The organism is Candidatus Hydrogenedens sp., from assembly GCA_035361075.1.
Classification (GTDB): Bacteria; Hydrogenedentota; Hydrogenedentia; order Hydrogenedentales; family Hydrogenedentaceae; genus Hydrogenedens.
The window spans coordinates 1-14582 of sequence record DAOSBX010000009.1 but is presented as its reverse complement, the minus strand read 5'-3'; the positions used below and the strand labels follow the sequence as shown (position 1 = coordinate 14582).

The 14582-nt window shown below is 36.9% G+C and carries 12 protein-coding genes; 9 read left to right on the top strand and 3 right to left on the bottom strand.

Annotated elements, in window-relative coordinates; translation table 11 throughout:
- Window positions 1–8: 8 nt before the first annotated feature.
- Entirely contained in the window at window positions 9–1253 is a 1245-nt protein-coding gene (locus PLJ10_04300; protein HOK08866.1) for a Gfo/Idh/MocA family oxidoreductase, read from the bottom strand.
- Between the two features lie 21 nt (window positions 1254–1274).
- Complete coding sequence (locus PLJ10_04295) at window positions 1275–2519, bottom strand: Gfo/Idh/MocA family oxidoreductase (GenBank protein ID HOK08865.1); 1245 nt, start codon at window positions 2517–2519, stop codon at window positions 1275–1277.
- Between the two features lie 185 nt (window positions 2520–2704).
- On the opposite strand from PLJ10_04295, the gene PLJ10_04290 reads away from it, so the two are divergent.
- The 9 genes from PLJ10_04290 (at window position 2705) to PLJ10_04250 (ending at window position 13124) form a co-directional block, all read left to right on the top strand.
- Window positions 2705–3325 (top strand): SIS domain-containing protein, encoded by a 621-nt coding sequence (locus tag PLJ10_04290; GenBank protein HOK08864.1) that lies wholly within the window; start codon window positions 2705–2707, stop codon window positions 3323–3325.
- A gap of 25 nt (window positions 3326–3350) precedes the next feature.
- Entirely contained in the window at window positions 3351–4103 is a 753-nt protein-coding gene (locus tag PLJ10_04285; GenBank protein HOK08863.1) for an inositol monophosphatase family protein, read from the top strand.
- Entirely contained in the window at window positions 4100–4579 is a 480-nt protein-coding gene (locus tag PLJ10_04280) for a YhcH/YjgK/YiaL family protein (protein ID HOK08862.1), read from the top strand. Before PLJ10_04285 ends, PLJ10_04280 begins: the two co-directional genes overlap by 4 nt.
- Window positions 4580–4625: 46 nt before the next feature.
- Complete coding sequence (locus PLJ10_04275; protein ID HOK08861.1) at window positions 4626–5558, top strand: SDR family oxidoreductase; 933 nt, start codon at window positions 4626–4628, stop codon at window positions 5556–5558.
- A 21-nt stretch (window positions 5559–5579) separates the two neighbouring features.
- On the top strand, window positions 5580–8714 hold the full coding sequence (locus PLJ10_04270; GenBank protein ID HOK08860.1) for a PD-(D/E)XK nuclease family protein: 3135 nt from the start codon (window positions 5580–5582) through the stop codon (window positions 8712–8714).
- Window positions 8692–12087, top strand: a complete 3396-nt coding sequence (locus PLJ10_04265; GenBank protein HOK08859.1) for a UvrD-helicase domain-containing protein — start codon at window positions 8692–8694, stop codon at window positions 12085–12087. The genes PLJ10_04270 and PLJ10_04265 overlap by 23 nt, the downstream gene beginning before the upstream one ends.
- Window positions 12084–12674: a hypothetical protein gene (locus tag PLJ10_04260; protein HOK08858.1), complete on the top strand. Its 591-nt coding sequence runs from the start codon at window positions 12084–12086 to the stop codon at window positions 12672–12674. The genes PLJ10_04265 and PLJ10_04260 overlap by 4 nt, the downstream gene beginning before the upstream one ends.
- 98 nt (window positions 12675–12772) lie before the next feature.
- Window positions 12773–12901: a hypothetical protein gene (locus PLJ10_04255; GenBank protein HOK08857.1), complete on the top strand. Its 129-nt coding sequence runs from the start codon at window positions 12773–12775 to the stop codon at window positions 12899–12901.
- A gap of 79 nt (window positions 12902–12980) precedes the next feature.
- Window positions 12981–13124 (top strand): hypothetical protein, encoded by a 144-nt coding sequence (locus tag PLJ10_04250; protein HOK08856.1) that lies wholly within the window; start codon window positions 12981–12983, stop codon window positions 13122–13124.
- A gap of 2 nt (window positions 13125–13126) precedes the next feature.
- On the opposite strand, the gene PLJ10_04245 is transcribed toward PLJ10_04250, so the two are convergent.
- Window positions 13127–13951, bottom strand: coding sequence for a sugar phosphate isomerase/epimerase family protein (locus PLJ10_04245; protein ID HOK08855.1), 825 nt, complete (start codon window positions 13949–13951; stop codon window positions 13127–13129).
- Window positions 13952–14582 lie beyond the last annotated feature (631 nt).

Sequence of the window (14582 nt, the reverse complement as noted above, 5' to 3'; positions counted from 1 at the left end):
GTTACCTTTTATCCTTCTCGGATTTCTCGTTTCTCAGGGTCATAAATGTGCCGTTTACCAGTATCATAGGCAATCATTGCCATAATACATGCCACCGAATGCTGATACCCCGCATCTATATTTGCATTGGGTTCGTTTCCATTCCGCATACATTGTAACCAATCTAAAATATGGTCAGGACGTTCTACAGGCTCAATTTCTATTTTTTCCTTTAAAGCGTCCGTTTTTGTAAATGCACCATCAGGCAATAAAATCGGGTTGTTCCAATCCTCTAAGTCCATCAAACCTTGGTTCCCGAAAATCTTAAATGAATTACCCGCACCGTTACCAAAATTTGTTGAATAGGAGACCATAAATCCTTCTGGATATGTCCATAACACTTGAATATGGTCAGGACAAGAAAAATTATACTTATCCTTCCACGTGTAAATACCGCCAGAACAAACAGCCGTTTTAGGGAATTTTGCCCCTGTGATGTAATGGACAAGGTCAATAAAATGACTACCCCATCCTGGTATCGCACCATCTGAAAATTCACGATACCCATACCAACCAGAGCAAAATACAGGGTCAAAAGGTTTGTCTGTTACACCAGAAGTAAATTCCTTCCAGTTAACATCTTCCGGTTTCAGGTCTTCACGAATACGCGGATACCAATATGGTTGAGAAGCGTTTCGACATTGTTCTACACGGCTTACAGTACCAAGAATACCCGTTTTATAAACTTCTTTTGCTCCAGTAAAACTGGGATAACTCCGCAATTGTGTCCCTATCTGAACAACAACCTTGTTTTCCTTTACCGCATCATAGGCAGATATGAGTTCTTTCATATTCTTTGCCAGCGGTTTCTCACAATATGCATGCTTCTTTGCCTTTGCAGATGCTTCTAAATGAAGACAATGCACATGGTCTGCAGACGCAATGACTACCGCATCTACCTTCGCCTTTGTCAAAAGGTCTTGATACGATTCAAATTGTTGTGGGTCTTTCCCATACACATCTTTTACCATCTTAGCCATTTGTTCCCGTTTCTCTTTCCAAGGATCACAAATAGCAACAATTTCTACATTCTCTTTTTCACGATAAGCATTGATTTGTTCAAAATGAGCATGAGACCTACCTCCGCAACCTATCATTCCGATAGCGATACGGTCATTCGCTCCCGCAATGCGAGAATAACTCAACGCAGAAAGAGTTACCGCAGTCCCAATCCCTGCTGTCTTAAGAAACTCACGACGTGTCTTTGGTTCCATAGTTTTTCTCCTTAAAATTATTTATCCTTCACGGATTTCTCGTTTTGAATGGTCATAGACTTGCCGTTTACCCGTATCATAAGCAATCATTGCCATAATACATGCTACTGCATGTTGATAACCCGCATCAATATTCGCATTAGGTTCATTCCCACTTCGCATACTTTGCAACCAATCCAAAATATGGTCAGCACGTTCCACAGGCTCTATTTCAACCTTCTCCTTAAGGGCATCCGTTTTCGTAAATGCACCATCAGGAAGCAAAATAGGATTATTCCAATCTTGAAGGTCCATCAATCCCTGATTCCCGAAAATCTTAAACGAATTACCTGCACCATTGCCAAAGTTAGTAGAATAGGACACCATAAACCCTTCAGGATATTTCCATAACACCTGAATATGGTCAGGACAGGTAAATTTATACTCATCTTTCCATGTATAGGTATCACCAGAACATACCGCACTTTCTGGAAATTGAGCACCTGTAATGTAATGCACCAAATCTATAAAATGACTTCCCCATTGTGGGATAGGTCCATCTGAAAAATCACGGTAGCCATACCAAGCAGAACATAACACAGGGTCAAAAGGCTTATCGGTAACACCTGCGGTAAATTCCTTCCAATTAACATCTGACGGATTTAAATCTGTAACAATTTTCGAATACCAATACGGTTTATTCCCATTCCTGCATTGCTCTACTCTACCTACTTTACCAAGAATACCTGATTTATATACTTCACGTGCACCTGTAAAACTGGGATAACTCCGCAATTGCGTTCCTATTTGAACTATAACTTTATTGTCCTTAACTGCATCGTATGCAGAGATAAGTTCTTTCATATGGTTCGCCAATGGCTTCTCACAGTAGGCATGCTTCTTCATTTTTGCTGAGGCTTCCAACTGTCGAGCATGCACATGGTCCGCAGAAGCAATCACCACTGCATCCACATTCGCCTTAGATAAAAGGTCTTGATACGATTCAAACTGCTTCGGTTCTTTACCAAAAACATCCTTCACCATTCTTGCCATTTTCTCCCGTTTTTCTTTCCACGGGTCGCAAACCGCAATAATTTCCACATTTTCCTTGTCTTTATAAGCACTGATTTGCTTGAAATGGTCATGTGACCTACCTCCGCAACCTATCATTCCGATAGCGATACGGTCATTCGCTCCCGCAATGCGTGAATAACTCAACGCAGACAATGCAACTGCTGAACCGACAGAAGCCATTTTTAAAAATTCTCTACGTGTTTCAGTTTCCATAAAAAAATCCTCCTGAACTTACATTTATTGTCTTAAATACTCGTAATAAGATATGTCTACACTATTATATTAAATAGGTATATTTCAAAAACACATTAAAATATTTATCATTGCTCATATCTACATTAACATGTTAAAATTAATATAAAATATCTTCAGAATTAAATCCATCAGGAGATTATTATATGTATTTTATGAGTCATCTGTTTCAATCATCAACATCGTTCACCGAATATGTTCTCGGATATAACAATCGATTGTGCCAACTAAATAATAGTCTGGATAAAGATATACTACAGAAAATAGTCGAAACTATTGAACATAAAATCAATTCAAACAAAACCATTTTTTTAGCAGGGAACGGTGGAAGTTCTGCGGTACTGTCACATTGGGTTAACGATTTGGTCGTTGGAAACTATATTGAAGGACAAAAACCCATTCTCGCAATAAACCTCTCTGATAATCAGTCCGTCATAACCGCATTAGGTAATGATGAAGGCTACGATAATATCTTTGTAGGTCAACTAAGGGCATTGGCAAAGCCAGAAGATATACTTATTGCTATGTCCGTAAGTGGGAACAGTCCAAACATCATCAAGGCAGTACAATGGGCAAATGCAAACGGACTCACCACAGTAGGAATTGCGGGATGTGATGGCGGGAAACTTATCCCTGCATGTCATTACGGTCTACACATTGAAAGCACAAAAGATGAATATGGTCCCATTGAGGATATATTCTCTATCCTAACACATATCATAAGCACCTATTTGGCTCAAAAACGTGGAAAAAAGTTGCATCATTAACCAACCAGAACATGAATGAACAAAAATGAACACTGATGAATTATTAGAAATAGCGATGGTATCAGCAAGAAGAGCAGGGCTAATTTTATCCGAATTGTACAGACAAAATTGTAAAAACCTCTCTGAAGATAAAAATGAGATAAAATTACAAGCGGATAAAGAATCAGAAGAAGCCATCTTGGACGTATTAACAGCAACACCTTACCCTGTCTTATCTGAAGAAACAGGTTGGACGAAAGAATACGTTATTAATAAGCCATATTGGGTTGTTGACCCTTTAGATGGGAGTTTCAATTTCAGTCGTAAAATTCCTTTTTCCGCAGTCTCAATTGCATTAATGAAAAACGAAGAAACTGTGTTAGGTGTTGTTTATGACTTTTTAAGGGATGAAATGTTTTCTGCAAGTGAGGACACGGGTGCACGTCTTAATAACAATCCCATCCACGTCTCATCAACGCAAAAAGCATCAGAAGCAGTTATAGCCACAGGTTTCCCAATTGTCCGTCCCTACAATGACAATGAGTTTTATGAATATCTAAATGAATTGAAACGTTTTAATCGTGTTCGCCTTTTAGGACCATCCGCACTATCATTAGCCTACGTCGCATGTGGAAGAGTGGATGCTTTTATCCAGGATGAAGTCAAGATTTGGGATATTTCTGCTGGCACCGCTTTAGTTCAGTTCGCTGGTGGAGTTGTAACTATTGAGCATATAGAAGGAGTACCATTCACTAAAAAAATACGAAGTGCATGTAGAAAGGAGATTTGGATATCATGATTATTGACCATTTAGAAAACTGGAACAAATATTTCCATGGAGAGTTAACAGATACTGTATTCGCATTTATCAAAGGATTAAGTGATAAAAGTCCAGAAACGGAGATGTTACCACTCATAGGAGATGTTATAAAAACACGTGTAATGTCTTATACTACTAAGGATATAAAGGACGCCGTTTTTGAATCCCACAAAAAATATATGGATATACAACTGACTATTACTGGAGAAGAAAAAATAGCTTGGTTACCAGAGGCACATGCAAAACCCAGAACAAACTATGACCAACAAAATGATGTCACGTTTTATCATGTCGAGCCGAACCCAAATGCCATTGTGCTTAATTCTGAAGGATTATTTGTTGTCCTATTTCCAGGTGAAGTTCATGGAACTGGAATTTGGATTGAAAATAGTCCCAAAACTGTAAAAAAGGCAGTCATCAAAATAAAATACGATGAATTTTTAAAATCCAGATAAAAATTACAACAATTTTACAACGAAACTCTTTCGTTTGGAGGTATGTATGAGTCATATAAATTTAGTCACCGGTGGAGCTGGATTCATTGGTTCCCATCTCTGTGAAGCACTATTAAATCGAGGTGAAGAAGTGATTTGCCTCGACAATTTCTTTACGGGAAGAAAATCAAATATAGCACATCTAATAGGTCATCCAAATTTTGAAGTAATTAGACATGACATAACACAACCTATCTTATTAGAGGTAGATAGAATTTACAACTTTGCATGTCCTGCTTCACCAGTCCACTATCAGTTTAACCCTGTAAAAACAATAAAGACAAATGTTATGGGAGCATTAAACGTATTAGGCTTGGCAAAACGTGTAAAGGCACGTGTTTTACAGGCAAGTACCTCCGAAGTATATGGAGACCCAACAGTACATCCCCAACCAGAAACATACTGGGGAAATGTAAATCCAATTGGTAAACGTAGTTGTTATGATGAAGGCAAACGAGTAGCAGAAGCCCTGTTTTTCGACTACCATCGCCAAAATGGCGTCGATATCCGAATCATTCGCATCTTCAACACATACGGACCACGCATGCTCATCAACGATGGTAGAGTTGTAAGTAATTTTATCGTCCAGGCTTTAAAAAATGAACCTATTACTGTGTTTGGCGACGGCTCTCAGACCCGCTCTTTTTGTTATGTCAGTGATTTAATAGATGGTATTCTTCGGATGATGGATTGCAACGATTTCACTGGACCCGTAAATTTGGGAAATCCAGGTGAATTCACTATCCTCGAATTAGCAAAACTGGTTCTTGAACTTACAGGTTCAAAATCCGAAATTATTTTCAAACCTTTACCAGAAAATGACCCTTGCCGTAGAAAACCTGATATCTCACGAGCAATGGAAAAACTAAACTGGAAGCCAAAGGTACCTCTTCAAGAAGGCTTGAAATATACAATTGAGTACTTCTCCAAAATTGTCTAATTTACACAATAAAAGGAAATTATGAGCCATTTAATTGTTTGCTCTGGAACTCACCGCTCCCAACGGAAGAAGTACATCAATGACCTACTTAAAGAAGCCTACCCTCATGCAATACTAATTGTCCCTACTCGACAATATGCACAAAAACGAAGATTGGAATTGATAAATCATTTAAATACCTCGACTTTATTCGGTGAAGTAGTTACTGATTTTACATCATTCACCCAAAAACTTCTTCAAGGTCAAAACATTACATACCGCCTATTAGAAGACTGGGAACAAACACTCCTTATAAAGTCCATTGTGTTAAGTGATGAAGGGAAACAAAAATGTTCAATCTTTTCAGGTATATTAGCACCCGACAATCTGGCAGAACATTTCAATAAAATTATTCATAACCTAAAACAAACCGCAATAACACCAGACGATTTTGCTAAAAAGACACAAGGCAATCATATCGAGCCATGGGATGATATTCTTCTCTGGGTCTATAATGCCTATCAAAAAAAACTGACTGAAAATCACTGGTATGATATTCCTGGAATATTTTGGCAGGCAGAAGTGGAATGTTTAAAAACAAAACCTAAATATATACAAAACTTTTCCCTTGTGGCTTTCGACGGATTTGATGACTTTACCCCATCAGAAATAAGACTAATAAAATCGTTAATACCTCATTTTAATAAAGTGGTTATAGGAATTAATCTCGACCCATCTCCTAATCAAACAGACCTTTATCAGTTAGCAAACAATACCTTAAAAGAAATAAAAAAATCTATACCGTTAGAATTCATTTCATTCGAAACACCCCCTCCTCAAAATGCTATTGAATTCATCGCTCAAAATCTGTTTTGGCGTGATAAGCCAAAACCATTTCTTCCTCAATACTCAGCAGAAATAAAAATCAATCGTTATCCAAATCGAGAAACAGAAATTCGCGAAATTGCACGAGAAATAAAAAAACAAATTATTAAGGAAAAAATCCTTCCTCAAAAGATTGCACTGGTATATAGACAAATATCACCTGTCCGTCATATTATTGAACATGTCTTTTCAGAATATGGGATTCCCTTCCGTTTTTACCTACCACGAAAACTAAAAGAAACAATAATAGGGCAATTCGTTCAACGCTGGTTTTATCAACTGAAAGAAACTCAGTTTTCTGCCTACGTAGCCCTCCTACATGACCCTGTATGGAATATTCCAGAAGTTATCCGTGATAAATTTTTCTTGATTCTCCAACAAACAGGAATTCCGTTAGAAACACCTGTTATAGACCTCTATAAAAAAATAGACAAAATGTCACTCACACCTCAGGCTAAAACAGACAAACAAATATCACAAGAAGAACTATACCAACTGAAAGAATTATTAAGCCATTGGCTATCTTTACGGAATAAATTTAAAAAGGTAGATACCATCTCTAACTATATAAATATAACTATGTCTCTCCTTCATTCTTTATTCCAAAGACTTACACCTGAGACATTAATACATATATCAAAACAACCAGAAACAGAATACTCCGCTTTCCGACAAATAACAACCATTCTTAAAGACCTGCCAGAACTAATTAATGAACCAATTAAAATATCTCTGGATGAGTACTCACGGATATTAATAAATACTCTAAACGAAGCTTCGCTTTACAATTCCGAAAACAAATACGGTGTCTCATGTATCGACCTACCACTAATCCGCAATTTAGAATATGACTACATATTCCTCGGAGGGATGGAAGAAGGTATAGTCCCTCTGATGCCATCCATAAATGCCATCTATTCCGATAGCGACTTCCTTAAACTTCAACAATTAGGAATTCCTATTGACGATGTTCGAAAGCATATACAACGAGAGTGGCTGTTTTTCCAAAAAATCTTTGAGGTAGGTCAAAAAGGCGTTTTTCTCTCCTATGCCTTTTTCTCAGAAACTCAACGACAAAGAACACCAAGCCTTTTACTTCGCGAGATTCAGGACATCTATAGTTATATAAATGAGAATCAGGATAATCTAACTGTCCCTACAGAAAATGAAAACATAACACCTTGCTCACCAGCTGAACTTAAAAAAGCAGTATTTATGTTTTGCCCCGAAAAAGAAATGCAAAAGCAATATCCTGCCGAATTTCAAAATGCTTTATCGTTATGGAAAAGAGAAGAAAAATCACAAAATCCATATCTCGGCTATCTAAAAACCAAAGATATATTAGAATGGTTAACAAATCATTTCGGAAGCAGTCACATTTATAGTGCTGACCAGATTGAGACATATAAGAATTGCCCCTTCCTATTCTTCGCAAAACGAGTCTTGGGCTTACAAGAATGGGAAGAAGAACTGACAGAACCAAATGCTCTCATGTGTGGGGCATGGTCTCACGAATTACTGCACATTATCTTCAGAGATTACTTTGACATACTAAAACAACAGAATAAAGAGGTATTACAAAAAATAATCACAAATATCCTACAAGAAATAGCCAACCATGACAGAAAAACATTCTCACTTCCACCAAAAACAGTGGAAATCACATTGAAGCGGATTGAACGCTACCTGCTTAACTTTATTAACAACGCACTCATTGAAGAGGAATGGCTACCATCATATTTTGAAATATCCTTCGGTCACACCTCATACAACGAAGAAGACAAAAATAGCACATCTGAACCCTATGTTATGATGATTAAAAATATAAATGTCAAGTTTTCAGGGCGGATTGACCGTATTGACAAACATATTACAAAACCCGAACTACGAATCATCGACTATAAATGGAAAGAAACACCATCTATGAATGAGATGAAAAACGCTGACTCTATCCAGTTAATGCTATATACCACCGCTGTCGAACATCATCTATTCAAGCATCATCAAGCAAACCAAGCCTACTTCCTATCCATAACAAAAAATAAAAAAGTAGAAGCACCTTGGAACTCTCCTAAAAGCAACGATTCTACACGTGAAGAAATCGAAAATACAATGATACATGAAATACAAAACTCCATTTATAACATAACTCAAGGCAACTTCCCGCTAACAACCAAACCGAACAACTGCGACCGCTGTTTATGGAAAACAGCATGTAGATACAAAGAAGGTTCATATCAAATAGTAATTTCAGAAAATAAAGAAACTTATGACACCACTGAAACAACATAACGTTTTCAAAACACTTACAGAAGAGCAGAAAAACGCTGTTTTCTCAGATGCACGTGTCATTGGTGTAGATGCCTCTGCAGGTTCAGGTAAAACTCGAGTCTTAACCGCCCGCATTTTGAGATTGCTTATTGAAAAACAAATCGACTTAAATGATATCGTTGCCATCACCTTCACAGAAAAAGCATCAGCCGAAATGAAACAACGTCTTCGCGATGCCTTCCGCGAGTTTGCAACTCATGCCAATTCACAAGAACTTACCCGATGGCGATGGTTAGAACAACAATTAGAATCCGCTCATATCTGTACTATCCACTCGTTCTGTTCTTCAATACTCAGAGAGTATGCACTTAAATTAGGTTTCGACCCAGATTTCCGAATCATTGATGAACAAGAAAATTTTCTACTCTTGGATAAATTTATTAGAGAACAATTGCTTAACCACATCGAAAATGATGCCAATGCTTTTGAACTGGCTGTGGAGTTATCAATAGACGGTTTAATAAAAATCATCCGTACCCTTTTTGAAAATGCTTTATCTATTATTCACTGGATTGAACAGACAAAATACTATTCAACACCTGAAAAATATGCAGAAGCATTTGTCGAACATGTAAAACAGTCTTACGAACAACTCCTCTTAAACTTCAAAAAAAGTCTTTCTATAAAATTATGGATTTTACAGTTGCAACAATTCGAAAATAAACTTTCAAATCCTGAAGACTCATGGGAAATAAGGAGAAAAACATTAATAGAAGAATTAAACAAAATTCAACAGGCAGAAAATGCAGTAACAGTACTTAACATCATTGATAAAATATTAAACGAAAAGACAAAAAGAACTTCCCGAAGTGAAGAAGATAAAACAACTACAGACCAAATCAAAAAGATAATTAACAAAATCAAAGAACAACTAAAAAAAATATATATAACCGAATGGGAAGACTCATATAGCAAAAAAGTACTTACACTAAATTATAAATTAATTCATCTCTTTGAAAAGTTATACCAGCAATGGACACAACAAAAGCGAGAAGAAGGCTGGGTCAACTTTGATGACTTAATATATCTAACACGTATCTTTCTTAATCAATATCCTGATATCTGCAAAGAAATAGCCCAAAAAACTAAATATATATTCGTCGACGAATTTCAAGATACCGACCGCGAACAAGCCATGCTTATCAATGAACTCCTCCAAGCCTCCGATAACGTCTCCCTATTCTTTGTTGGTGATGCCAAACAGTCAATATATATGTTCCGCGGTGCTGAGGTAAAAGTATTTCAGAACCAACAAAAAACTACCGACAAAGTCATATCCCTTACAAAAAATTTTCGGTCTGTACCAGAGATAATAAACTTTATTAACACCTTTTTCAGTAATACAAATCTACTATTCGACGTCGAAGAACCATATCAAAATATGGTTCCTCATAGACAACCCTATCAACAGCCACGAGTGGAATTCCTATTTTCTCCCTCTCCAGATGACACAACAAATAACGAAGATATATATGACATAGAAGCGATAACAATAGCCAACCGCATCACAGATAGTATAGAAAAAGGGACAATAAACATCTATGATGAACAAACAAATCAACTTCGAGGGGCTCAATACGGTGATTTTGCCATTCTTTTCCGAACTACAACCCATTTATATCAATATGAAAAAGCCTTAAGAGACTTAGGTATTCCTTATCAAGTTGTAAGCGGAAGAGGCTTCTTTGAGGTTGAAGAAGTAAAAGATATTTTGAATTTTATCCATATATTATTAAACCCCTATCATGACATTTCTCTCCTCTCCTTCCTACGAGGTCCTTTCTGCGGGCTTTCAGATGAACAAATCATTCGCTGGCGAATATATGCTCCCCTTTATGAACTTATCCTCGACAATATCCCTATCCCAGAACAGGTATCCCATGACAACGCATATATCCGAGTACGCACTTTATACAGAACCATCTCCAATAAGAAACACCTACCCGTCTACGAACTTATTCAACACATCATTACTGAAACAGGATACGAAGCAGTCCTATCCGCTCAATCCTTTGGCACTCAAAAAATTGGAAACCTCCAAAAACTTCTCGCACTTACCAATGCCTATCAGGAAACACTTCCCTTGAATTTATACAACTATCACAGATTAATAAACCGCCTAAAATCCGAAATATTAGAAGGTGAGGCAGACCTAAACTTAGAACCACAGAACGCAGTTATATTAACAACAATTCATAAAGCCAAAGGTTTAGAATTCCCAATTGTTATAATTCCAGACCTCCATTCCTCACATAAAAACCGCTATCTTGAACGAATTCGTTTTCATCGTGATATCGGAATCTCATTAAGCTTAGATTCTGAATTCAGTGGAGAATTAGAAAATAAAAACAGCGACAAGATACCATGGCAAAAAATCATTGAACTCCAGAACAACTTCGACACAGAACAGGAATACGCACGACTTCTTTATGTCGCCTTAACACGAGCAAAAGATTACCTCATTCTTTCTGCAAACTCACAGGCTCGAAATAAACAAGATACCAAATCATGGTTATCTTTCCTCTCATCCTGCTTCCCTATCTGCAATCAAAATAATGAAGATAATGAACACCATCTATTTCATATCTGCGAAATAACAAAACCTGAAAAAATATATTCTAAAACTAACGTGCCAAAACCTAAAAATAAAATCATTCCCGATTTAGTTCAACCCATAAACCTAACCTATGAACAGTTCCTCACAGAACCAATTTCAGTAACAGAGTTATTAGACTGGATGTTTGATGATAATGGTAACCAACCATCGGTTAAGGTACTTGAAAACGAATATAACAAATACCATGCGGAACGTGGAACATTGTTACACACATTACTTTATCTCTGGGATTTTAACAATGATAAAGAACCTCTTTTAGAACACATCCTCTCCTTTACTAAAAACTATCTCTACATAGACAATATTGAAAATGAAATTCAGTCTCTTATTGATAAAATCCGAACAAATCCCGTGTATAATAGTCTTAGGACAAATGTCCCATTATATCGAGAAATACCGTTTCTTTGGAAAATAGAACCTATAACAATCAAAGGCACAGTAGATGCTGTTCTTTCCGATGGCACCATTATTGACTATAAAACAGGAAAAAACGCAAGTGAACATGCCGAAAAATATTGGAAACAGTTACAAATTTACTACTATGCCCTATCCGAAACAAATATAAAATTAAATAAAATATTAAATTTAGTATACATTGACCAACAAAAATATGATATAAAAATAGTAGATATATCAGAAAAACAATCACTGGTCTTAGAAATGAAAAATGCTATTATGAAACATATTCTCAACAATAACAAAGGAAAGGGAGTATGAAATTCACTGTCACATGTCCTTACTGTTCCAAAGAGGTTCCACTCAACTCATCAGAAGTCGGACAAAAAGTTATCTGCCCCTATTGCAATAAACCCTTTGTAGTAAAAATTATCGAACCTATTGACAAATCAGAGACACCACCAATCGCAGACAAAAGCAAACTATCCTTCCATCCTGAACTCGAAGAATCAAAACAGTTAATCAATAAAGTTGAAAAAGATATTGACGAAATGGAAGCCGAGAATATATTAGATAAATTTTATGCTTTAGAAGAACTCATTTCTAATTATATTGAAGAACAAAAATACGACCCAGATACAAAAGTAGCTTTATTAGTCATCGCCTCAAAAAAACAAATCGAAATTTCTAAACAGGTTAAAGAACACCTTCAAAAAAATTCACCAGGATTACCATTACCTGCCCATATCGGATATATAACTCTTTCAGATATACGCGAACGACAAGGGATATATGAAGAATGCATAATAATCTGTCAACAAGCCCTTGAAGAAGGTTGGACTGGAGATTGGCAAATACGACTCAATCGATGCCGAAAAACCTCCATGATAAAAAAACGCAAAACATAGCACATATGTTTTCCCCTACCAATCAATTCCTGTAACAAATCCTATCCTTATAAGTATTTTTATTTAGACGAAAATAAAAAACACAAGGAGAATATCCTATGCTATGGTTATTTTTAGAAGCAGTAGAAGCCTTCGTCAACGCAATATTTAAAGCCGTTAGTGATTTCTTATTTATATTGGGAATTCCTGTCGACTTAAAACCTATTGACATCGGGAACCAACGATAATATAAAGAACTATTAAGAAATTGAAACTTTTTCATCCCTTTATATATTCTATTATTAGAAACAGTTTGGAGATAAACGAGTGCGTACATACCCGACAATACCGCCAGAAAGGCTTGAAACAACAGGTGGTTTCCTATATACCATCGTCAACCAGTTTGTAGAAATTGTTAATCATATATTCAAAGCATTAGGCTGGTGGATTCGGGTCATACCATGGGAATAATTCTAAACAAATCTTAAATATGCGTCCTTAATCTGCTGAATCAAATTTTCGGGGGGTAAAGCCCAATATTTCTCAGAAAATATTTCTACCTCTATAAATCCATGAAAACCAGCCTGCTCCACCCATGCCCTTATTTGACGTATAGGAATACATCCTTCCCCCATCAAACCCCTATCTGTTAATAAATGCGTCGTCGGTGTCTTCCAATCCGACACATGGAACGCCTTTATTTTCCTCTCCGCCCGCATAATTTCCGATTGCAACCACGGTTCCCACCACACATGGTAAACATCAAGCACAATCCCCAACCACTCAGAATGCAATGCAGACACAATATTATTTGCCTGTTCCATCATATTTATTGCCGAACGATTATCCGCATACATAGGATGGAGTGGCTCAATTCCTAAACACACCTCCGCCGACTTCGCATGAGGCAAAACCTTTTGTATTCCATCCATAATCTGCTGGCGTGCCTCCGATAAAGGAACCCCAGGCTCCGCCCCACAGACAAGCACCAAAAGTGGAGCACCTATCTCATACGCCTCATCTATTGCCTTCATAGTCTCAATACATGCCTGCTCACGTTCCCTACCACTTGCACTCGGGAAAAAGCCCCCTCGACAAACACTAACTACGTTCAAACCAGAATCAGTCAATATCTTTTTAGACTCTTTCAACCCCGTATCATGAATATGCTCCCGCCATACTGTAATTCCAGGAACCTCATACTTCTGAAATAGCTTCACAATTTCAAAAAGAGATAAAAATTTAAACGTCATTGTATGAATAGCCAGACGACCATAATTCTCTAACCGTTCAACCATAAAAAATAAACCCTATATCATTCTTATAAAATCTCTAAAATTAAATCCTATTTAAGATATGTATAAAAAAGAATTATAGAGGAAGGGAAGAGAAGAAAAAAAACGAAACAATATGCAAATCATTTTCATTTTCTACCCTTCCTTAATGTCTCAGTATCAATGTTGATACTTCACTAAACAAAATAGAAACGCAAGTATCATTAAACTAAGGGGAGCATCCCTGCTCCCAAAAAAAATAAACATCAACATCCAATCTACCCATTCGTGAGCAAGTCCACCCCCGCTACATTATTACATTATGTAGACACCCCTACCTGAATTTTTTACTTAGCAATTACACACGGCAAAGAACACTTAACTACAGAACTTTTTCAATTTTTTCCTCCGTGTCCTCTGCAGTTTATTTCTTTTCCAAATGTAAGTGTAGTGGGAGCATCCCTGCTCCCCTAAAAAACGATTTTTCTCCACTGCAAATGATGATTGTAGTGTAATCAATCCAATCAGGAGTGGGGATAATCCCGTTACACGTCTTCACTCTTTATTGCAGACACATATATGTCTACCCCTACGGATAATCCCTCATAGGCACTCTTGCCTGTGCTACTTTTTAACCACAAGCACGATGTTTTTG